This is a genomic window from Micromonospora krabiensis (assembly GCF_900091425.1).
Classification (GTDB): Bacteria; Actinomycetota; Actinomycetes; order Mycobacteriales; family Micromonosporaceae; genus Micromonospora; species Micromonospora krabiensis.
Map to the genome: position 1 here is coordinate 2,316,519 of NZ_LT598496.1, position 18,224 is coordinate 2,334,742.

Consider the following 18,224-nt stretch of genomic DNA (forward strand, 5'->3'; position numbering starts at 1 on the left):
CACCCCGCCGGACCCGGCTCAGCCACCCGCCACCGAGGGGAGCACCTGCACCTCGGCGCCCTCGGCGACCGGCGCCTCCAGCCCGCCGGCCTGCCGGCAGTCCTCGCCGTCGACGTAGACGTTGACGTATCGCCGCAGCTCTCCGCGCTCGTCCCGGATCCGCCGCGAGAGTCGGGGCCAGGTCGCGGCCACCTCGTCCAGCACCGCCCGCAGCGAGCCGGCGGCCGCGACGGTCAGCCGACTCGCACCCCCGACCTCGCCCCGCAGCGGACCCGGCACCAGCACCGTCACCACCTCAGACCTCCGCGGCGCGGACGCAGAGCACGTCGGGCAGGTGGGCGGCCACCCGTGACCAGGAGTCACCCTCGTCGCGGCTCGCGTAGACCTCGCCGGAGCGGGTGCCGAAGTAGACCCCGCCGGTCTCCGCGTCGTCGGCGCACATCGCGTCACGCAGCACCGACGGGTAGAACGGCTCGGTGGGCAGGCCGGCGCTCAGCGCCTGCCAGGTCTTGCCCGCGTCGCCGGAGCGGTAGACCCGGCAGCGGTGACCGACCGGCCACCGCTCGCCGTCCGCGGCGAGGGGGAAGGTGAAGACGGTGCCGGGCCGCCCCGGCAGCGCCACCACCGGGAAGCCGAAGTCGCTGGGCAGGCCGTCGGCGATCGACGTCCAACTGCCGCCGCCGTCGTCGGAGCGGTAGACGCCGTGGTGGTTCTGCGCGTAGAGGCGCTCCGGGTCGCCCGGGTCCTGCGCCACCTTGTGGACGCACTGCCCGAACTCGGGCCACTCGTCCGGCAGGAAGTAGGCGCGGATGCCGGTGTTGCTCGGCGCCCAGGACGCGCCACCGTCGTCGGTGCGGTAGACCCCGCCGGTCGACATCGCGACGACCATCCGGTCGGCGTCGTCCGGGTGCGGCAACACGGTGTGCACCGCCTGGCCGCCGAAGCCGGCGTCCCACTGCTCGCGGTGCGGGTGGTCCCACAGGGCGCGCACCATCGTGAAGGTCACCCCGCCGTCGTCGGAGCGGAACAGCGCCGACGGCTCGGTGCCGGCCCAGACCACGTCGGGCTGGGCCGGCCCGGCCGGTGTGAGCTGCCAGACCCGACCCAGGCTCGCCCCGGTGTCGGCCGGGAAGGCCACCGGAGGCTGGTCCGGCTCCAGCCAGGACCCGCCGAGGTCGTCGCTGCGCGCCACGCTCGGGCCGAAGTGCGAGCTGGTCATCCCGGCGAGCAGACGGGGCGCGGCGCGCCGCTTGTCGATGGCCACCGCGTAGACGCCGGTCATCGGGAAGTGCGGACGGCTGACCTGCCAGGTGCGCCGGCCGTCGGTGCTGGTCGCCAGGAAGAGCCCTTTGCTGGTGCCGATCGCGAGAAGCGTGGTCATCGCCGTCCTCCGGGTGCGCGGGATGGTGTCGGCGTGATTATGGCCACACCCCCCGACGAAACGGCGACCCCGCGCCGGCCACCGGCCGGTCCACCCGGATGCGACCGGATCAGCGGCGCACGCGGGGAACGTGCCGGCGGTAGGCGCTCACCGTCGGGTCGCCCTCGATCCAGAACCGCCAGGGGACGTCGTGGGCACCGGTCACACCGACCCGCGGCCCGGCGGCGATCGCCGTCGGCGACACCGGCACGGTGGCCGGGCGCAGCCGCACCGGGCCGTCGCCGAGCAGGTAGCGCCCGTAGATCGTCTTGTCGATGCCGAGCGCCGCGCAGAGCCGGGCGGGTCCGCGTGCCAGATCCACGTCCCGGCGTACGGCGGTGCGCCGCGACCGCGCCGCGTCGAGCCCTTCGACCACCTCGCCGGCGCGCAGCAGCACCGCCGACGCCTCGCCGTCGGGCCCGGTCACCACGTTCATGCACCAGTGCATGCCGTAGGTGAAGTAGACGTAGGCGTGCCCGGCCGGGCCGAACATCACGGTGTTGCGGGCGGTGCGTCCCCGGTGCGCGTGCGACGCCGGGTCACCGGCCGTACCGGCGTACGCCTCGACCTCGGTGATCCGCACGGTGACCCCGCCGGCGGAGAGGCGGCAGCCGAGCAGGGCCCGGGCGGCCGGCACGACCGGGCCGGCGAGCAGTTCGGCCAGGGCACGCACTCCGGAGTCGCCCTCACCCACGCGCATGGCCCCGACCGTACCGTCCTCGATCGTCGACGGCCCGGCGACCGCACCCACCGCACCACCGACCCGTCTTCAATGCTCCGTTGACAACTTGACGTTGAGAGGCTGGAATGGGGTCATGGCACCGGACGACCCGTTCACCGCACCCGACCCGGCGCGAGCCCGGGCCCATCGCACCCACAGCGCGCTCGCGCGGATCACCGAGCGGCACGCCGACACCGACGCCCGTCGACGCCGCTACGCCCACCCGCAGGTGACCGACCCCTGGGAGGCGGTGGCCCTCGTCGCCAGCCTCGCCGCCGGCGGCGCGCAGCTCGACGACGGGGAGGAGCCGGTCGACGGACCGGACGTCGTCGCCGCGCTCACCCTGCTGCCCCACGTCCGCGCCGAGCTCGACGCGCTGGAGGCCGGGCTGCTCCAGCTCGCCCGGGGCCGTGGCCTGACGTGGCAGGAGATCGCCTTCGGTCTGGGCCTAGGCAGCGCGCAGGCCGCGCAGCAGCGCTTCGACCGCCTCACCGCGCGCACCGCCGGCTGAGCTGCCGGCGTCTGTCGGCCCCGGAGGGCACACTGTCCGGATACGACGACCGACGGGAGGGGCCGATGCGACGCGAGGAGATGCGCGCCTACTGCCTGGCCAAGCCGGGCGCCTGGCTGGACCAGCCGTGGGAGGGCGACGAGGTGGTCAAGGTGGGCAGCCGCATCTTCGCGTTCCTCGGCTCGCCGGAGGGCGCGCCGACTGTCGGCGTGAAGTGCGGCCCCAGCCGGGAGGCCGCCGACGAGTGGCTGCACCGGCACCCGACCGACGCCCGGGTCATGCCGTACATCGGCCGGTCCGGGTGGAACACGCTGCGGCTCGACGGCGGCATCGACGACGACGAGCTGATCGAGGCGGTCGACGGGTCCTACGACGCGGTGGTGGCCAAGCTGCCCAGACGGGAGCGGCCCACGGTGTGAGCCCTGCCGGGGTCCGCGCGGCGCCGGACGCGCCGCGCGGACGGGCGGCTTCAGCGGGGTACGACCCGCTCCGCGGCCCACTCCCGCCAGCCAACCAGCTTGTCCGCCGCGGCGGCGAGCTGCTCGGCGACCGGCCCGGGGCCGGTGGAGCCCGGCGTGGTCCGGGCGGCGAGCGCCGAGCGGACCGAGAGCACGTCCCGCACCGACGGGTCCAGGTGCGGGCTGATCGCCGCCAGGTCGTCGTCGGAGACCTCGTCGAGCGCACAGTCCCGGGCCACGCAGAGCGCGACCAGCCGGCCGGTGATCTCGTGCGCGTCCCGGAACGGCACGTTCTTGCGCACCAGCCAGTCGGCGACCTCGGTGGCCAGCGAGTAGCCCACCGGAGCGGCGGCGACCAGCCGGTCAACGCGTACGGTCATCGTGGAGATCATCCCCGCGAGGGCCGGCAGCAGCAGCTCCAGCGTGTCGACCGCGTCGAACGCCGGCTCCTTGTCCTCCTGCATGTCCCGGTCGTACGTCATCGGCAGGCCCTTGAGCATCGTCAGGACGCTCATCAGCCCACCCACCAGCCGGCCGGACTTGCCCCGGGCCAGCTCGGCGATGTCCGCGTTCTTCTTCTGCGGCATGATCGACGACCCGGTGGCGAACGCGTCGTCCAGCTCCACCCAGCCGAACTCCTGCGAGGTCCAGAGCACCACCTCCTCGCCGAGGCGGGACAGGTGCACGCCGACCAGGGCGGTGACGAACAGGAACTCGGCGACGAAGTCCCGGTCCGCGACCGCGTCCATCGAGTTCGGCGCGGCGGCGGTGAAGCCCAGCTCGCGGGCCACCCGCACCGGGTCCAGAGGCAGCGACGACCCGGCGAGCGCGCCCGCACCCAGCGGGCTGATCGCCGCCCGGCCGTCCCAGTCCCGCAGCCGGTCCAGGTCACGCAGCAGCGGCTGCACGTGGGCGAGCAGCCAGTGCCCGAACGTGACCGGCTGCGCGTGCTGCAGGTGGGTCATCCCCGGCGCCGGGGTCTCCACGTGCCGCTCGGCCTGCTCGACCAGGGCCTCGGCCAGCTCCACCAGCCGACTGGCCACACCCCGGGCGTGGTCGCGCAGATAGAGCCGCAGGTCCGTGGCGACCTGGTCGTTGCGGGACCGCCCGGCGCGCAGCTTCCCGCCCAGGCTCCCGAGCCGCTCCAGCAGCCCGCGCTCCAGCGCGGTGTGCACGTCCTCGTCGTCGACCGTCGGGCGGAACGCCCCGGAGGCGCAGGCCGCCTCCAGGTCGTCCAGGGCGGCCAGGATCCGGCCCAGCTCGTCCGGGTCGAGCAGGCCGGCGCGGGCCAGGACCCGGGCGTGCGCCCGCGAGCCCGCGAGGTCGTAGGGGGCCAGCCGCCAGTCGAACTGCACGCTCACCGACAGCCGGGCGAGCGCCTCCGAGGGGCCACCGGCGAACCGACCGCCCCAGAGGCTCGTCCGGTTGGTCGCGGCGCTGTTCTCGATCAGGCTCTTGTCGTCCACCCCGCCAATTGTGGTCCCCATGGTCAGGCACCGCCCATCCGGGAGTCCCGTGCCGCGGCCATCGCGCTCGGCAGGCCCCACAGCTGCACGAAGCCTTTGGCGAGCGACTGGTCGAACGTGTCGCCGGTGTCGTAGGTGGCCAGCCCGAAGTCGTAGAGGCTCGCCTCGGAACGCCGCCCGGTGACGACGGCCCGGCCGCCGTGCAGGGACAGCCGCACCTCACCGGAGACCTGCCGCTGGGCGTCGTCGATGAACGCGTCCAGCGCCCGCTTCAGCGGCGAGAACCACAGACCGTCGTAGACCAGTTCGCCCCAGCGCTGGTCCACGGTCCGCTTGAACCGCGCCAGGTCGCGCTCGACGGTGACCGCCTCCAGCTCCTGGTGGGCGGTGATCAGGGCGATCGCGCCCGGCGCCTCGTACACCTCGCGGCTCTTGATGCCGACCAACCGGTCCTCGACCATGTCGAGGCGGCCGATCCCGTGCGCGCCGGCGCGCCGGTTCAGCTCCAGGATCGCCTGGTACGGGGTGACCGTCTCACCGTCGACGGCGACCGGCACGCCGGCGTCGAAGGTGATCACGACCTCGTCGGCGTCGCGGGGCTCGGCCGGGTCGCCGGTGTAGGAGTAGAGGTCCTCGATCGGTCCGTGCCAGATGTCCTCCAGGAACCCGGTCTCGACCGCCCGACCGAACAGGTTCTGGTCGATGGAGTACGGCGACTTCGCCGACACGTCGATCGGCAGGCCCTTCTCCTCGGCGAAGGCGATCGCGTTGTCCCGGGTCCAGGCGTAGTCCCGTGCCGGGGCGATGATCTTCAGGTCGGGGGCGAGCGCGCCCAGGCCGACCTCGAAGCGGACCTGGTCGTTGCCCTTGCCGGTGCAACCGTGCGACACGATCGTGCCGCCGTGCTTCCGGGCCGCGGTCACCAGGTGCTTGACGATCAACGGGCGGGACAGCGCCGAGACCAGCGGGTACCGGTCCATGTAGAGGGCGTTGGCGCGGATCGCCGGCAGGCAGTACTCGGCGGCGAACTCGTCACGCGCGTCGACCACCTCGGACTCCACGGCCCCGCAGTCCAGGGCGCGCTGCCGGATGGCGTTCATGTCCTCGCCGCCCTGGCCGACGTCGACCGCCACCGCGATCACCTCGGCGCCGGTCCGCTCGGCCAGGTACGGGATGGCGACGGAGGTGTCCAGCCCTCCGGAGTACGCCAGGACGACCCGCTCGGTCATGGGGTGGTGTTCCCTTCAACGTTCTCTTCGCGGCGGGCCCAGCCGGCGAGCTTCTCACCGAGCGCGGCCCCGCCGTCGGCCTCGCGGGCCACGACGAGGATGGTGTCGTCGCCGGCGATGGTGCCGACAACCTCGGGCAGGCCCGCTCGGTCCAACGCGCTGGCCAGGTACTGGGCGGCGCCCGGCGGGGTCCGCAGCACGGCGATGTTGCCGCTGGAGTCGACCCCGTTGAGCAGCTCGTGCAGCAGCCGGACCAGCCGGGCCGGCGCGGCCTCGGCGTCCCGCAGCGGACGGTGTCCGTCCTCGGGGATCAGGTAGACGCCGCGCCCGTCGCCACCGCGCGCGGTCACCGCGCCGAGTTCCTTCAGGTCCCGGGAGAGGGTGGCCTGGGTGACCTGGATGCCGTCACCGGCGAGCAGGTCGGCGAGTTCGGTCTGCGAGTGGATGGCCTTGTCCCGGATCAGCTCGACGATGCGAGCGTGGCGGGCGGCGCGGGTCAGCGGGGCGGTCATGTGGTCTCCCTCGTCGCGGTGGCACCCGGCGCCACGGCGTCCGGGGCCGCGGTGGGGGCCTCCAGCAGGAACGTGAGCAGCGCCTTCTGGGCGTGCAGCCGATTCTCCGCCTGGTCGAAGACCGCGCTCTGCGGGCCGTCGAGCACCTCGTCGGTGATCTCCTCGCCCCGGTGCGCGGGGAGGCAGTGCAGCACGATCGCGTCGGGCGCCGCGTGCCCGAGCAGCGCCTTGTTGATCTGGTACGGCAGGAACGGGGTGATCCGGTCCAGCCCGTCGCTCTCCTGCCCCATCGACGTCCAGGTGTCGGTGGCCACCACGTCCGCGTCCCGGACCGCCGCCACCGGGTCGGTGAGCACCCGGACCGAACCGCCGGTGGAGCTGGCGATCTCGGCGGCCCGGGCCACCACGGCGGGGTCGGGCACGAAGCCGTCCGGCCCGGCGACCCGGACGTGCATGCCGGCGGTCGCCCCGGCCAGCAGGTAGGAGTGGGCCATGTTGTTGGCCGCGTCGCCCACGTACGCGAGGGTCCGACCGGCGGTGCCGCCGCAGCGTTCCCGGACGGTCAGCAGGTCCGCGAGGAGCTGGCAGGGGTGGTAGCCGTCGGTGAGCGCGTTGACCACCGGCACGGTGGCGGCCCCGGCGACCTCGGCGATCCGGTCGTCGCCGTGGGTACGCAGCACGATCGCCGCGACGTAGCGGGACAGGACCCGCCCGGCGTCCGCCAGGGTCTCACCCCGGCCGAAGTGGGTGACCTGGGTGTCCACGACGAGAGGGTGGCCGCCCAGCTCGGCGATGCCGGCGTCGAAGGAGATCCGGGTGCGCAGGCTCTGCTTGTCGAACAGCACCGCGACCGAGCGCGGCCCGGCGAGCGGGCGGTACGCGAACCGGTCGGCCTTCATGCGGGCGGCGAGGTCGAGCACGGTCGCCTGCTCGGCCGGGGTCAGGTCGTCGTCACGCAGGAAGTGCCGGGTCATGCGGTGGTCTCCGTCGGGGTCGCGGTGGTCTCGGTGGAGGTGGTCGGCGCGGTCGTCGTGCCGGCGGCGGCCGGGGCGGTCGCGTCCAGCGCCGCCGGCAGGGCCGCCAGGAAGGCGTCGACCTGGGCGGTGGTGAGGATCAGCGGCGGCGCGAGGCGCACCACCCCGGGCTGCACCGGGTTGGTGAGGAAGCCGGCCTCGCGCAGCGCCTCGCCGAGCACCGGCGCCACCGGGGCGGTCAGCATGACGCCGAGCAGCAGGCCCGCGCCGCGCACGCCGGCGACCAGCGGGTGCCCCAGCGCCTCGATCCCCCGCCGCAGCCGCTCGCCGACCCGCTTGACGTGGTCGAGCAGCCCCTCGTGGGCGATGGTGGAGACCACCGCGAGCGCGGCGGCGCAGCTCACCGGGTTGCCCCCGAACGTGGTGCCGTGAGAGCCGGGGGTGAGCAGCTCGGCCGCCCGCCCGAAGGCGAGCACGGCGCCGAGCGGCAGCCCTCCGCCGAGCCCCTTGGCCAGGGTGACCACGTCCGGCTCGACGCCCTCGGCCTGGTGGGCGAACCAGTGCCCGGTGCGACCGATGCCGGTCTGCACCTCGTCCAGCACCAGCAGGGCGCCGTGCCGGGCGGTGATGCGGCGGGCCGCGGCCAGGTAGCCGGCCGGCGGCACGACCACGCCGTTCTCGCCCTGGATCGGCTCCAGGATCACCATCGCGGTGGCGTCGGTGACGGCGGCCTCCAACGCGGCCACGTCGCCGAAGTCGACGTGGGTGACCTCACCGGGCAGCGGACGGAACGGGTCGGCCTTGGCCGGCTGCCCGGTGAGCGCGAGCGCGCCCATGGTGCGGCCGTGGAAGCCGCCGCGCGCGGCGACGACGTGGCCGCGGCCGGTCAGCCGGGAGAGCTTGAACGCCGCCTCGTTCGCCTCGGCGCCCGAGTTGGCGAAGAAGACCCGCCCGGGCCGGCCGGCGAGGGCCAGCAGCAGCTCCGCCAGGGCGACCGGCGGCTCCGCGACGTAGAGGTTGGAGACGTGACCGAGGGTGGCCACCTGCCGGGACACGGCGGCGACCACGGCCGGGTGGGCGTGACCGAGGGCGTTCACCGCGATCCCGCCGACCAGGTCGACGTACTCCCGGCCCGCCTCGTCGACCACGACGGCGCCGGAGCCGGAGACCAACGCCAGCGGCGGCGTGCCGTAGTTGTCCATCATGGACTGACCCCAGCGCTGCACCAGCGAACTCATGACGGCCTCACCATCGTGCCGAATCCTTCCGACGTGAACACTTCGAGCAGCGTGGAGTGGGCGACCCGGCCGTCGACGACGTGCGCGGCCGGCACTCCCCCGCGCACCGCCCGCAGGCAGGCCTCCATCTTCGGCACCATCCCCGACTCCAGGCCGGGCAGCAGCTTCGCCAGGTCGTCCGCGTCGATCTCGGAGATCAGGCTGTCGGTGTCCGGCCAGTCGGCGTACAGGCCGGCGACGTCGGTGAGCACGACCAGCTTGCGGGCCTCCAGCGCGATCGCGAGCGCGGCGGCGGCGGTGTCCGCGTTGAGGTTGTGCAGCACCCCGTCGGCGTCCGGCGCGACGGTCGAGATCACCGGGATGCGCCCGGCGTCGATCAGGTCGGTGACCGCCGAGACGTCGACCGACTCGACGTCGCCGACCTGGCCGACGTCGACCGGCTCCCCGTCCACGTACGCCGGGCGCCGCACCGCGGTGAACAGCCCGGCGTCCTCGCCGGAGAGGCCGACCGCGAACGGGCCGTGCGCGTTGATCAGGCCGACCAGTTCCCGGCCCACCTGCCCGACCAGCACCATCCGGACGACGTCCATCGCCTCCGGCGTGGTGACCCGCAGGCCACCCCGGAACTCGCTGGCGATGCCGAGCCGGCCGAGCATGGCGGAGATCTGCGGCCCGCCGCCGTGCACGACGACCGGCTTCAGGCCGACGTAGCGCAGGAACACCATGTCGGCGGCGAACGCCCGCTGCAGCTCCGGGTCGACCATGGCGTTGCCGCCGTACTTCACCACGACGGTCGCCCCGGAGAAGCGGGCCAGCCAGGGCAGCGCCTCGATCAGCGTGGCGGCCTTGGCCTGGGAGCGGGTGAGATCCGCGGAGAGGCTCATGTCGAGTATGCCGAGTTCTCGTGGACGTACGCGTGGGACAGGTCGTTGGTCCAGACGGTGGCCGCGGCGGACCCGGCGTGCAGGTCGACGCTGATGGTGACGTCCCGACCGGTGAGGTCGACCTTCGAGCGGTCCTCGGCGGCGGCGCCCGACCGGCACACCCAGATCCCGTTGACCGCCACGTCGACGGCGTCCGGCTCGAACGCGGCGGCGGTGGTGCCGACGGCGGCGAGGATCCGGCCCCAGTTCGGGTCGTTGCCGAACAGCGCGGTCTTCACCAGGTTGTTGCGGGCCACCGCCCGTCCCACCTCGACGGCGTCGTCCTCGCCGGCCGCGCCGGTCACCTCGATCGCGATCTGCTTGGTGGCGCCCTCGGCGTCGGCGATGAGCTGCTGGGCCAGGTCGTGCGCGGCGGCGGTGACCGCGGCGGTCAGCTCGGCCTCGCCGGGCGTGACGCCGGAGGCCCCGCTGGCCAGCAGCAGCACCGTGTCGTTGGTGGACATGCAGCCGTCGGAGTCGATGCGGTCGAAGGTCACCCGGCACGCCTCGCGCAGCGCGGCGTCGAGCACCTCCGGGGCGGCCACCGCGTCGGTGGTCAGCACGCACAACATCGTCGCCATGGCCGGCGCGAGCATCCCCGCACCCTTGGCCATGCCGCCGACGGTCCAGCCGGCGCCGGACACGACGGTCGTCTTCGGGCGGGTGTCCGTGGTCATGATCGCCTGGGCGGCGCTCGCGCCGCCGGAGCCGGACAGCTCGCGCACCGCCCGGTCGACGCCGGCGAGCAGCGCGGGCATCGGGAGGCGCTCGCCGATCAGGCCGGTCGAACAGACCGCCACCTCGCCGGCGCCGATCTCCCGGCCCGGCTCGGCCGCCGTCAGCACGGCGGCCACGTGTTCGGCGGTGGCGTGGGTGTCCTGGAAGCCGGCCGGGCCGGTGCAGGCGTTCGCGCCGCCGGAGTTGAGCACCACCGCGCGGACCACGCCGCCATGGACCACCTGCTGGCTCCAGAGCACCGGCGCGGCCTTGACCCGGTTGGCGGTGAAGACGCCGGCCACCGTCGCGCCCGGGCCGTCGTTGACGACGACCGCGACGTCGTGGGCGCCGCTGGCCTTGAGACCGGCGGCCACACCGGCCGCCCGGAAACCCAGGGGAGTCGTGACGGTCACGGCGCCACCCCGTAGACGGGCAGGCCGGTGGTCTCCGGCAGGCCGACCATGAGGTTGGCGTTCTGCACGGCCTGCCCGGCCGCGCCCTTGCCGAGGTTGTCCAGCGCGCTCACCACGATCAGTCGGCGGGAGTCCACGTCAACGGTGGCCTGGAGGTGGCAGGAGTTCGAGCCGAGCGTGGCGGCGGTGTGCGGCCAGCGGCCCTCGGGCAGGACGTGCACGAACGGCGCGTCCGCGTACGCCTCGGCCAGCACCGCCTGCGGGTCCACCCCCCGGGCCGGCACGGCGGTGACCGTGGCCAGGATGCCCCGGGGCATGGGGGCGAGGATCGGGGTGAACGAGAGGCCGGTCGCGCCGGTCGCCTGCTTGATCTCCGGCACGTGCTGGTGGGTGCCGACCCGGTACGGGGACAGGTCGCCCGCCACCTCGCTGGCCAGCAGGTGCGGCTTGGCCGCCCGGCCCGCGCCGGAGGTGCCGGACGCCGCGACGACGACGACGTCCGCCGGCTCGGCGGCGCCGGCGGCGATCAGCGGCGCGAGCGCCAGCGTGATCGCGGCGGCGTAGCAGCCGGTGTTGGCGACCCGGGTGGCGGCGGCGATCTGCTCCCGCTGCCCGGGCAGCTCCGGCAGGCCGTAGGTCCACTGCCCGGCGTGGGTGCCGCCGTAGTAGTGCGCCCACTCGTAGGGGTTGGCGAGCCGGTGGTCGGCGCCGAGGTCGACGATGCGCACGTCCGCCGGCAACTGGGCGGCGAGCGCCGCCGACTGGCCGTGCGGCAGCGCGAGGAAGACCAGGTCCGCGTCGGCCAGGGTGTCCGGGCCGGTCTCGCCGAGCACCAGATCGAGCCCGGTGAGGTGCGGGTGCACCACGTCGAGGCGGTGCCCGGCCTGGCTGTGCGCGGTGGCGGCGACCAGTTCGAATTCCGGGTGACCGGCGAGCAGACGCAGCAGCTCACCGCCGGCGTAGCCGCTGGCACCGGCGACCGCGACTCGGATCCCCATACTCACCTCCGTATGAATATACGGCGAGCCTACCGGCGACCCCGCCGGGATTGCAAGTCTATGCAGTCCCCCGAATGATTACTTACTAACGCCGGCGGGCGCGCCGAGAAGCGGGCATTCCGGGCGTACGGGAGGACGGGACGATCGGACCAGCCGGGCTCGCCCCGCCCTCCGGCGCCCGGGGCAGCCCGCGGGCCAGCCACAGCGCCAGCGCCACCACAACCGCACCGCACCCGGACCACACCCCCGCGGCGAACGCCGTGGAGTGGTCCGTCGCGAGCACGCCCAGGGCCGGGCGCGCCAGCGCGATGCCGAGCCCGGCCAGGCAGGCGACCACCCCGAAGATCATGGCTCGGACCGGCCGGGGACTGACCTCGTTGGTGAGCACCTCCAGCAACGTCGTGCCGAGGGCGTAGCCGAACCCCATCACCGGCAGGAACACGAACGGGCCGAGCCGGGGCGCCTGGCTGAGCGCGACCAGGGCGCCGAGAACGAGCAGGAACGCCAGGGCCAGCCCGGCCCGGCGACGCCGGACGCCCACGTGCCCCGCCGCCAGCCCGCCCAGCACGGCGGCCGCCGCGAAGGCCGCGTACATCCAGCCGGTGACCTCGGCGGACAGGTTCAGCTCCAACGCCAGCGGCTGGAACAGGATGCGCGCGCTCCAACCGAACAGCAGCAACAGAACCCCCAGCCAGACCGCCCGCCGCACCCGGCTGTCGGCCAACGCCCCCCGGACGCCCCCCCACATCGAGGAGAGCCGGCCGACCGGCCGTGGTCCCGCCGTCTCCGGCAGGGTCAGCGCGAGCAGGAACGCGGCGGCGGCCAGGGCGGCGGTGACCGCGAACGGCAGCCGGGGGTCCGCCTCGTACACGTAGCCGGCCGCCAGGAGCGAGAGCAGGACGGACACGCTACCCGCCGCGCGCATCAGGCCGAACGCCTTCGACGGGTCGACCGGCCGATGGTCGCGGGAGCAGAGTTCGTACAGGTAGGTGCTCGCCGCTCCGGAGGTCAGCGCCCACAGCACGCCCCAGAGGACCCACGCCGCGAAGAGCATCTGCACCGAGCGGATCTGACTGATCAACGCGAACGTCAGCACCGAGCCACCGGCCAGCGCCAGGTACGTACGACGCCGCCCGAGCAGGTCCGCGGCCATGCCCACCGGAAACTCGCAGAGCACCGAGACGATCCGGAACACCGCGTCGGCGAGCACCGCCGTCGTCAGCGAGAACCCGAGGTCGATCAGGTAGATCAACCAGATCGGGAACCAGAACTGCACCTCGAGCAGGAACTGGGTGGCCAGGAAGGTCCGGATGGATCGGCTCCGCAGTGCCGCCCTCATGAGTTCCGGTCGCGCCGGAAGAAGAGGTAGACGATGACCAGCAACACCGACACCACCCCGGAACTGATCAGGACCGCGTCGGCCGGCTGGGCCGCGACCCAGTCCACGATGCCGGACCGCCCGAGGTCGTAGGCCGCCATCTCGGGATCGCTGGCGATCGACCGCCCGAACTCGGTCAGCGCCAGGGCCGTACCGAGGATCGAGGTCATCGCGATGCCCAGCAGGATGAGGTCGGTGAACATCACGGACCGGGCCGCCCGCCGGGCGGCCAGCTCGGTCAGTCGCCGGGAGCACATCTCGACCTTGAAGCGCACCGGCTCTTCCAGCAGGTGGACGTAGTCCCAGAAGTCGAGGATGGCGTCCATCTCCACCCGTACCGCGCGCTTGAGGTACTTCGACAGGTCCCGACGCTCCATGATGGCCAACTCGGCCCGCTGGCTCAGGCTGGTCAACTCGTCCTTGAGTCGCTCCAGCTCCCACCGGGAGCCGGCCGCCGCCGAGTCCGCGAGGATCTGCGACAGCCGGTTGTCGATCCGGTCCAGCGTGCCGTAGAAGACCTGGGCGTAGCGCAGCGCCTCCCACTGGTCGTGGAACGGGTCGCCGGGCAGCATCCGACCGCCCGCGCCACGGTGATCCAGGAAGAGGTAGTTCAGCCACCGGACGAGATGGTCGAACTCACCATCGAGCAGCCGGTCCGCGGCGACCCGGTCGTCCCCCGGGAGCACCACGTCCTTGAGCCAGTGCCGCACCACCTGCTTCGTGGTCGGCTCCCCCGGATCCACCACCAGGCTGCGCGTCACCCACAGCGGCTCGCCGAGCTCCGCGGCCAGCGGCTCGTCCTCCGACATGGCCGCGAGAATGACGCGTTCGTGCCTGTCCGCGCGGCGCAGCAGCGCGAGCACCGGGTGCACGTACCGCCGTACGGTCTCCCGCGCCACCCGCTCGCCCGTCGCCACGGCGCACGCCTGCAGACGGTCCAGGCTGTCCGGCACGTCGCCGCTGCCCCGCGCGAGCCACCCCGAGACGTCCGCCAGCAACTCCAGGAGCAACAGGCCGTGGTCGTACAGCCGGAAACTGATCTCCACGATCGCGGGCAGGTCGTCCGCCGTCCCGTCCAGGGCCGCCGGCAGGTGCTCCGGGCGGAGCGTGCCGACGAGCACGTGCACCGGTCGCTCCACCGCGTGGTCGCTGATCGTGCGGTAGCGGTTCAGCGAGCTGGCAGCCCGGACGTGCGTCAACTCGACGACCGGCGGCGGACCGGCGGCGTCGCCACCGGGCGCCAACCGTGTCAGCAGGTCGTCGACGGCTTCCTGCTGCCCGGCCCAGAAGTCGGCGTACCACGTGGGATCTCGCAACGCCGCGCCCGGCACGGCGTGGTAGTCCACCAACACCGGGGCGAGGATCCGTAGCTGTGTCACGGCCCCTCCGGGGTGAGCAGCAGGGCGCGGGCGTCGACGTACAGCGCCCGCCCCTGGGCCGGACCGTTGGTGACCTTGACCGGCACCAGGATCCGCCCCGCCGTACCGCCGGGCGTGCCCGCGCCCCCGGCCGCCCTGGACGGAGTCGCGCCCCCCGCGGTGTCGACGAACGCGTCCGGCCAGCGGATCACCCGGGCCCGCGTGCCCCGGGGCGCGAGCAGCAGCACGTCGCCCTTCTCGTCGAGCAACTCGACCAGCCCGGAGGCGCCGGTCGGCGTGAGGGTCACCTCCTGGGTCGCCGCCGGCTCCAGCTCGGCGACGATCTCCTCGTACTCCTCGCTCTGCCGCATCTGCGCCAGCACCCTGTTGAACTGCCGCATCACGGTGGCCGCCTCCGGGGTGTTCGGCATCATGAAGTACAGACCCTCGACCGAGTGCACCAACGGATCGTCGCCCCGCAGGTAGCCGAAGTCGCCCGCGTCGGCGGCGAGGGACGGATCGGTCAGCGCCGCCTGACCGGAGAGCAGTCCCTCGGCCAGGACGTCGATCCGGCCGTCGACCAGCGCCCGGAAGCCCTGCACCGTCGAGTCGAACCGGACCATGCCCGGCACCGCGGACTCCAGCTCGTCCCAGTAGTCGTAGCCGGCGACACCACCCACCCGCAGCGCCGACAGGTCGGCGGCGGAGGAGACGCGCGGTTCGCCCTCGCGCCGGTCGTAGAACAGGACGTACTCGAAGTCGATGAGCCGGTCGGATAACAGGAAACGGTCCCGTCGCGACTCGCTGCCCACCAGCGGGAACATCCCGATGGACGCGCCGGAGCCGAGCTGCTCCTCGGTCAACGCCCAGGACGAGGCGTACCGGACCTCCGGGCGGTAGCCGCATCTCGTGAGGACCTCGACGACCAGCTCCGTCATCGGCCCACCCGCGGGGAGATCCGCGCCGACGAACGGCGCCCAGTCTCCACTGGAGACGAGCACGGGTCGGGACGGCGAGATGGGCGACGCGCGCACGCCCACCGCCACGATCGCGGCGGCCGCCAGGACGGTCGCGATCAGCGCCACCACCGGCCCCCAGACACGCAGCGGCCTCAGCAGGGTGGACGCCCTGCGCGGATTCCGGGTCACGCTCGGTTCCTCTCCGGACGGAGTGGGCCGGGGCGCCGCCGAGCACCGGCCGGCCGTCCCCGCGTTGTCGGAGGAACCCGTAGCGTACAAGAGCCGGACATCCGGCCCGCGGAACGCGAAAACCCCCGTCGGGCGTGGCACGAGACCACGCCCGACGGGGGTTCGACAGCTACCGTCAGGCGCCGCGTAGCGTGGCGCCGAAACGCTCGGCGGCCACCGCGACCGCCGCGTCCCGAGCGGCCACCGCCTCCTCGACGGTCAGCGTGCGGTCCGGCGCCCGGAAGGTGAGCTTGTACGCCAGCGACCTGCGCCCGGCGCCGAGCTGCTCCGAGGCGTACACGTCGAAGAGCCGCACGTCCTCCAGCAGCTCGCCGGCCCCCTCGACGAGGGCCTGCTGCACCTGCGCCGCCGGCACCGACTCGTCGAGCACCAGCGCCACGTCGATCAGCGCGGGCGGGAAGCCCGACACGGCCGGCGCGGGCAGCACCGGCGGGGCCGGCAGCAGATCGAGGTTCAGCTCCAGGGCGCTGGTGCGCCGGGGCAGCTCCAGCGCGGCGACGACCGTCGGGTGCAGCTCACCGGCGTGCCCGACCACGGTGCCGTCGACCAGCAGCTCGGCGCAGCGTCCCGGGTGCCACGGCGCGTACGCGGCCGCCCGCACCTCGACCCGCTCGTCGGGGACCCCGGCGGCGGCGAGCACGGTGCGCCCGGCCTCGACGGCGTCCGCCCAGCCGGCCGCCCGGCCCGCGCCCCACCAGCCGGACAGCTCGATCTCGCCGGTCAGGACGGCGGCGACGTGCCGGGGCTGGTCGGGCACCACCGCGTCGGCGGCGGCGAACTCGGCGTCGGTGGGACGACGGTCCACCCCCATCGCCGGCGGGCTGCCCGCACCCGGGCGGGGGTGGAAGACCGCCCCGATCTCGTAGAGCGCGAGATCGCGGTGGCCCCGGCCCAGGTTGCGCTTGAGGATGCCGAGCAGCGGGCCGAGCAGCGTGGTGCGCAGCAGCGGCTCCTCGTCGGAGAGCGGATTGGCCAGCCGCACCGCCGGCCGGCGCGGGTCGTCGGCGGGCAGCCCGAGCAGGTCGGGCAGCTCGGCCGAGACGAACGGGTGGGCGAGCACCTCGACGTAGCCGCGCTCGGCCAGCGACCGGGCCACCGCCCGGCGCCGCCGCTGCTGCCAGGTCAGGCCCCGACCGGCGGGCGCCACCGGCAGCACCGACGGCACTCGGTCGTACCCGTCGAGGCGGACCACCTCCTCGACCAGGTCGGCCGGGTCGGTGAGGTCGGGCCGCCAGCTCGGCGGGGTGACGGTCAGCGCGACGCCGGCACCGGCCGCCACCCCGACCGCGCCCGGGTCCTCGGAGAGCCGGTCCGCGCCCTGGGCGACCGTGCACCCGACCTGCTCCAGCAGGGCGACCACCCGCGCCGGCGGGTAGTCCACGCCGATGCGCCGGCTCGGCAGGTCCGCCGGCAGGGTCACCGGGGTACGCGGCCGGACGTTGTCGACGTCCAGGATCTCGTCGCCCGCGACGCCGCCGCCGTGCTCGGTGAGCAGCCGTACCGCCCGCTCCAGCGCGACCAGCGGCAGGGCCGGGTCGACGCCCCGCTCCCAGCGCTTCGCGGCCTCGCTGAACAGCTTGTGCCGGCGGGCCGTCCGCCCGACCATGACCGGGTCCCAGTGCGCGGCCTCGAAGAGGACGCTGGTGGTGTCGGCCACGACCTCGCTGGTCTCGCCGCCCATCACCGCCGCGAGCGAGATCGGCCCGCTGTCGTCGCAGATCACCATGTCCTCGGGGGCGAGGACGCGCTCCACACCGTCCAGGGTGGTCAGCTTCTCCCCCGGCTCGGCCCGGCGGACCACGAGCGGCCCGGCGATCCGGTCGGCGTCGAAGGCGTGCATCGGCTGGCCGAGTTCGAGCATCACGTAGTTGGTGATGTCGACCGGCAGCGAGATGCTGCGGATGCCGGCCGTGGTGAGCCGCCGCCGCATCCACTCCGGCGAGGCCGCCGTCGGGTCGACGCCGCGGACCAGGCGGGCGGCGAACCGGTCGCAGCCCACGGTGTCACGCACGTCCACCGGGTACGCCGGCTCGGCCGTCGCGCCGGGGGCCGGTGCCAGGGCCGGGTCGCGGAACGGCACGCCGAGCGCGTGCGACAGCTCGCGGGCGAGGCCGCGCAGGCTCAGCGCGTACCCCCGGTCGGGGGTGATCTCCAGCTCGAGCACGACGTCGTCGAGCCCGACCACGGGCCGCGCGTCGTCGCCCGGCTTGGCCGGGGACTGCTCGGGCAGCACCATGATGCCGGAGTGATCGTCGCCGATGCCCAGCTCCTTGGCCGAGCAGATCATGCCGTTGGAGTCGCGCCCGTAGGTCTTGCGCGCGCCGATCGTGAACCCGCCCGGCAGCTCACCGCCGGGGAGGATCACCACCACCCGGTCGCCGACGGCGAAGTTGCGCGCACCGCAGACGATCTCCTGCGGCTCACCCGTGCCGTTCGCGGCGCCGACGTCGACCCGGACGAACCGGATCGGCTTCTTGAAGCCGGTGAGCTCCTCGATCTCCAGGACCTCACCGACCACCAGCGACCCGGTGACGGTCTCCCGCAGGTCCACCACGGAGTCGACCTCGATGCCGAGGTCGACCAGGGCCTGCTCCAGGTCCCCGGTGGGCAGGTCGGCGGGGAGGTCGACGTACTCCCGCAGCCAGCTGACAGAAACTCGCATGACTCAGACCACCGTCTCCGTAACTCGTACCCGCATCG

At 74.0% G+C, this 18,224-nt stretch carries 17 protein-coding genes; 2 read left to right on the plus strand and 15 right to left on the minus strand.

Annotated features, from left to right (window positions below; genetic code table 11):
- Positions 1-18: 18 nt before the first annotated feature.
- The 3 genes from GA0070620_RS10200 to GA0070620_RS10210 form a co-directional block, all read right to left on the minus strand.
- Positions 19-294, minus strand: coding sequence for a MoaD/ThiS family protein (locus tag GA0070620_RS10200; protein WP_091589633.1), 276 nt, complete (start codon positions 292-294; stop codon positions 19-21).
- A gap of 1 nt (position 295) precedes the next feature.
- Positions 296-1,381 carry a WD40/YVTN/BNR-like repeat-containing protein gene (locus GA0070620_RS10205; protein WP_091589634.1) on the minus strand — a complete coding sequence of 362 codons (1,086 nt, stop codon included), beginning with the start codon at positions 1,379-1,381 and terminating at the stop codon, positions 296-298.
- A 109-nt stretch (positions 1,382-1,490) separates the two neighbouring features.
- Positions 1,491-2,120 carry a DNA-3-methyladenine glycosylase gene (locus tag GA0070620_RS10210; RefSeq protein ID WP_091598475.1) on the minus strand — a complete coding sequence of 210 codons (630 nt, stop codon included), beginning with the start codon at positions 2,118-2,120 and terminating at the stop codon, positions 1,491-1,493.
- Between the two features lie 115 nt (positions 2,121-2,235).
- Here GA0070620_RS10210 and GA0070620_RS10215 point away from each other — a divergent pair, with 115 nt between their 5' ends.
- Positions 2,236-2,652, plus strand: a complete 417-nt coding sequence (locus GA0070620_RS10215) for a DNA-binding protein (protein ID WP_091589635.1) — start codon at positions 2,236-2,238, stop codon at positions 2,650-2,652.
- Between the two features lie 65 nt (positions 2,653-2,717).
- Positions 2,718-3,071 carry an MmcQ/YjbR family DNA-binding protein gene (locus GA0070620_RS10220; RefSeq protein ID WP_091589636.1) on the plus strand — a complete coding sequence of 118 codons (354 nt, stop codon included), beginning with the start codon at positions 2,718-2,720 and terminating at the stop codon, positions 3,069-3,071.
- A 50-nt stretch (positions 3,072-3,121) separates the two neighbouring features.
- Here GA0070620_RS10220 and argH read toward each other — a convergent pair whose 3' ends face one another.
- The 12 genes from argH to pheT form a co-directional block, all read right to left on the minus strand.
- Complete coding sequence (gene argH / locus GA0070620_RS10225; protein WP_091598478.1) at positions 3,122-4,585, minus strand: argininosuccinate lyase; 1,464 nt, start codon at positions 4,583-4,585, stop codon at positions 3,122-3,124.
- 14 nt (positions 4,586-4,599) lie between these two features.
- Positions 4,600-5,805: an argininosuccinate synthase gene (locus GA0070620_RS10230; RefSeq protein WP_091589637.1), complete on the minus strand. Its 1,206-nt coding sequence runs from the start codon at positions 5,803-5,805 to the stop codon at positions 4,600-4,602.
- A complete protein-coding gene (locus GA0070620_RS10235) occupies positions 5,802-6,317 on the minus strand; it encodes an arginine repressor (protein WP_091589638.1) in 516 nt (171 codons plus the stop codon). Before GA0070620_RS10235 ends, GA0070620_RS10230 begins: the two co-directional genes overlap by 4 nt.
- Complete coding sequence (argF, locus tag GA0070620_RS10240) at positions 6,314-7,291, minus strand: ornithine carbamoyltransferase (RefSeq protein ID WP_091589639.1); 978 nt, start codon at positions 7,289-7,291, stop codon at positions 6,314-6,316. The genes GA0070620_RS10235 and argF overlap by 4 nt, the downstream gene beginning before the upstream one ends.
- Positions 7,288-8,529 carry an acetylornithine transaminase gene (locus GA0070620_RS10245; protein ID WP_091589640.1) on the minus strand — a complete coding sequence of 414 codons (1,242 nt, stop codon included), beginning with the start codon at positions 8,527-8,529 and terminating at the stop codon, positions 7,288-7,290. The genes argF and GA0070620_RS10245 overlap by 4 nt, the downstream gene beginning before the upstream one ends.
- A complete protein-coding gene (argB, locus tag GA0070620_RS10250; protein WP_091589641.1) occupies positions 8,526-9,413 on the minus strand; it encodes an acetylglutamate kinase in 888 nt (295 codons plus the stop codon). Before argB ends, GA0070620_RS10245 begins: the two co-directional genes overlap by 4 nt.
- A complete protein-coding gene (gene argJ / locus GA0070620_RS10255; protein WP_091589642.1) occupies positions 9,410-10,582 on the minus strand; it encodes a bifunctional glutamate N-acetyltransferase/amino-acid acetyltransferase ArgJ in 1,173 nt (390 codons plus the stop codon). The genes argB and argJ overlap by 4 nt, the downstream gene beginning before the upstream one ends.
- A complete protein-coding gene (argC, locus tag GA0070620_RS10260; protein WP_091589643.1) occupies positions 10,579-11,580 on the minus strand; it encodes an N-acetyl-gamma-glutamyl-phosphate reductase in 1,002 nt (333 codons plus the stop codon). The genes argJ and argC overlap by 4 nt, the downstream gene beginning before the upstream one ends.
- Before the next feature lie 85 nt (positions 11,581-11,665).
- On the minus strand, positions 11,666-12,919 hold the full coding sequence (locus tag GA0070620_RS10265; RefSeq protein WP_091589644.1) for an MFS transporter: 1,254 nt from the start codon (positions 12,917-12,919) through the stop codon (positions 11,666-11,668).
- On the minus strand, positions 12,916-14,337 hold the full coding sequence (locus GA0070620_RS10270) for a hypothetical protein (RefSeq protein ID WP_091589645.1): 1,422 nt from the start codon (positions 14,335-14,337) through the stop codon (positions 12,916-12,918). The genes GA0070620_RS10265 and GA0070620_RS10270 overlap by 4 nt, the downstream gene beginning before the upstream one ends.
- The gene (locus tag GA0070620_RS10275; RefSeq protein WP_157741586.1) at positions 14,334-15,464 is read right to left on the minus strand and encodes a substrate-binding periplasmic protein; all 1,131 of its coding nucleotides are present in this window, start codon (positions 15,462-15,464) and stop codon (positions 14,334-14,336) included. The genes GA0070620_RS10270 and GA0070620_RS10275 overlap by 4 nt, the downstream gene beginning before the upstream one ends.
- 175 nt (positions 15,465-15,639) lie before the next feature.
- Entirely contained in the window at positions 15,640-18,186 is a 2,547-nt protein-coding gene (gene pheT / locus GA0070620_RS10280; RefSeq protein WP_091589647.1) for a phenylalanine--tRNA ligase subunit beta, read from the minus strand.
- Positions 18,187-18,224: the final 38 nt, after the last annotated feature.

What these genes read in the sequence shown, in the direction of transcription:
- GA0070620_RS10205 (WP_091589634.1), bottom strand. Translation starts at nt 1,381, where the DNA reads ATGACCACGCTTCTCGCGATCGGCACCAGCAAAGGGCTCTTCCTGGCG.
- argB (WP_091589641.1), bottom strand. Translation starts at nt 9,413, where the DNA reads ATGAGCCTCTCCGCGGATCTCACCCGCTCCCAGGCCAAGGCCGCCACG.
- argF (WP_091589639.1), bottom strand. Translation starts at nt 7,291, where the DNA reads ATGACCCGGCACTTCCTGCGTGACGACGACCTGACCCCGGCCGAGCAG.
- argC (WP_091589643.1), bottom strand. Translation starts at nt 11,580, where the DNA reads ATGGGGATCCGAGTCGCGGTCGCCGGTGCCAGCGGCTACGCCGGCGGT.
- GA0070620_RS10265 (WP_091589644.1), bottom strand. Translation starts at nt 12,919, where the DNA reads ATGAGGGCGGCACTGCGGAGCCGATCCATCCGGACCTTCCTGGCCACC.
- GA0070620_RS10230 (WP_091589637.1), bottom strand. Translation starts at nt 5,805, where the DNA reads ATGACCGAGCGGGTCGTCCTGGCGTACTCCGGAGGGCTGGACACCTCC.
- GA0070620_RS10235 (WP_091589638.1), bottom strand. Translation starts at nt 6,317, where the DNA reads ATGACCGCCCCGCTGACCCGCGCCGCCCGCCACGCTCGCATCGTCGAG.
- GA0070620_RS10220 (WP_091589636.1), top strand. Translation starts at nt 2,718, where the DNA reads ATGCGACGCGAGGAGATGCGCGCCTACTGCCTGGCCAAGCCGGGCGCC.
- GA0070620_RS10215 (WP_091589635.1), top strand. Translation starts at nt 2,236, where the DNA reads ATGGCACCGGACGACCCGTTCACCGCACCCGACCCGGCGCGAGCCCGG.
- pheT (WP_091589647.1), bottom strand. Translation starts at nt 18,186, where the DNA reads ATGCGAGTTTCTGTCAGCTGGCTGCGGGAGTACGTCGACCTCCCCGCC.
- GA0070620_RS10210 (WP_091598475.1), bottom strand. Translation starts at nt 2,120, where the DNA reads ATGCGCGTGGGTGAGGGCGACTCCGGAGTGCGTGCCCTGGCCGAACTG.
- GA0070620_RS10245 (WP_091589640.1), bottom strand. Translation starts at nt 8,529, where the DNA reads ATGAGTTCGCTGGTGCAGCGCTGGGGTCAGTCCATGATGGACAACTAC.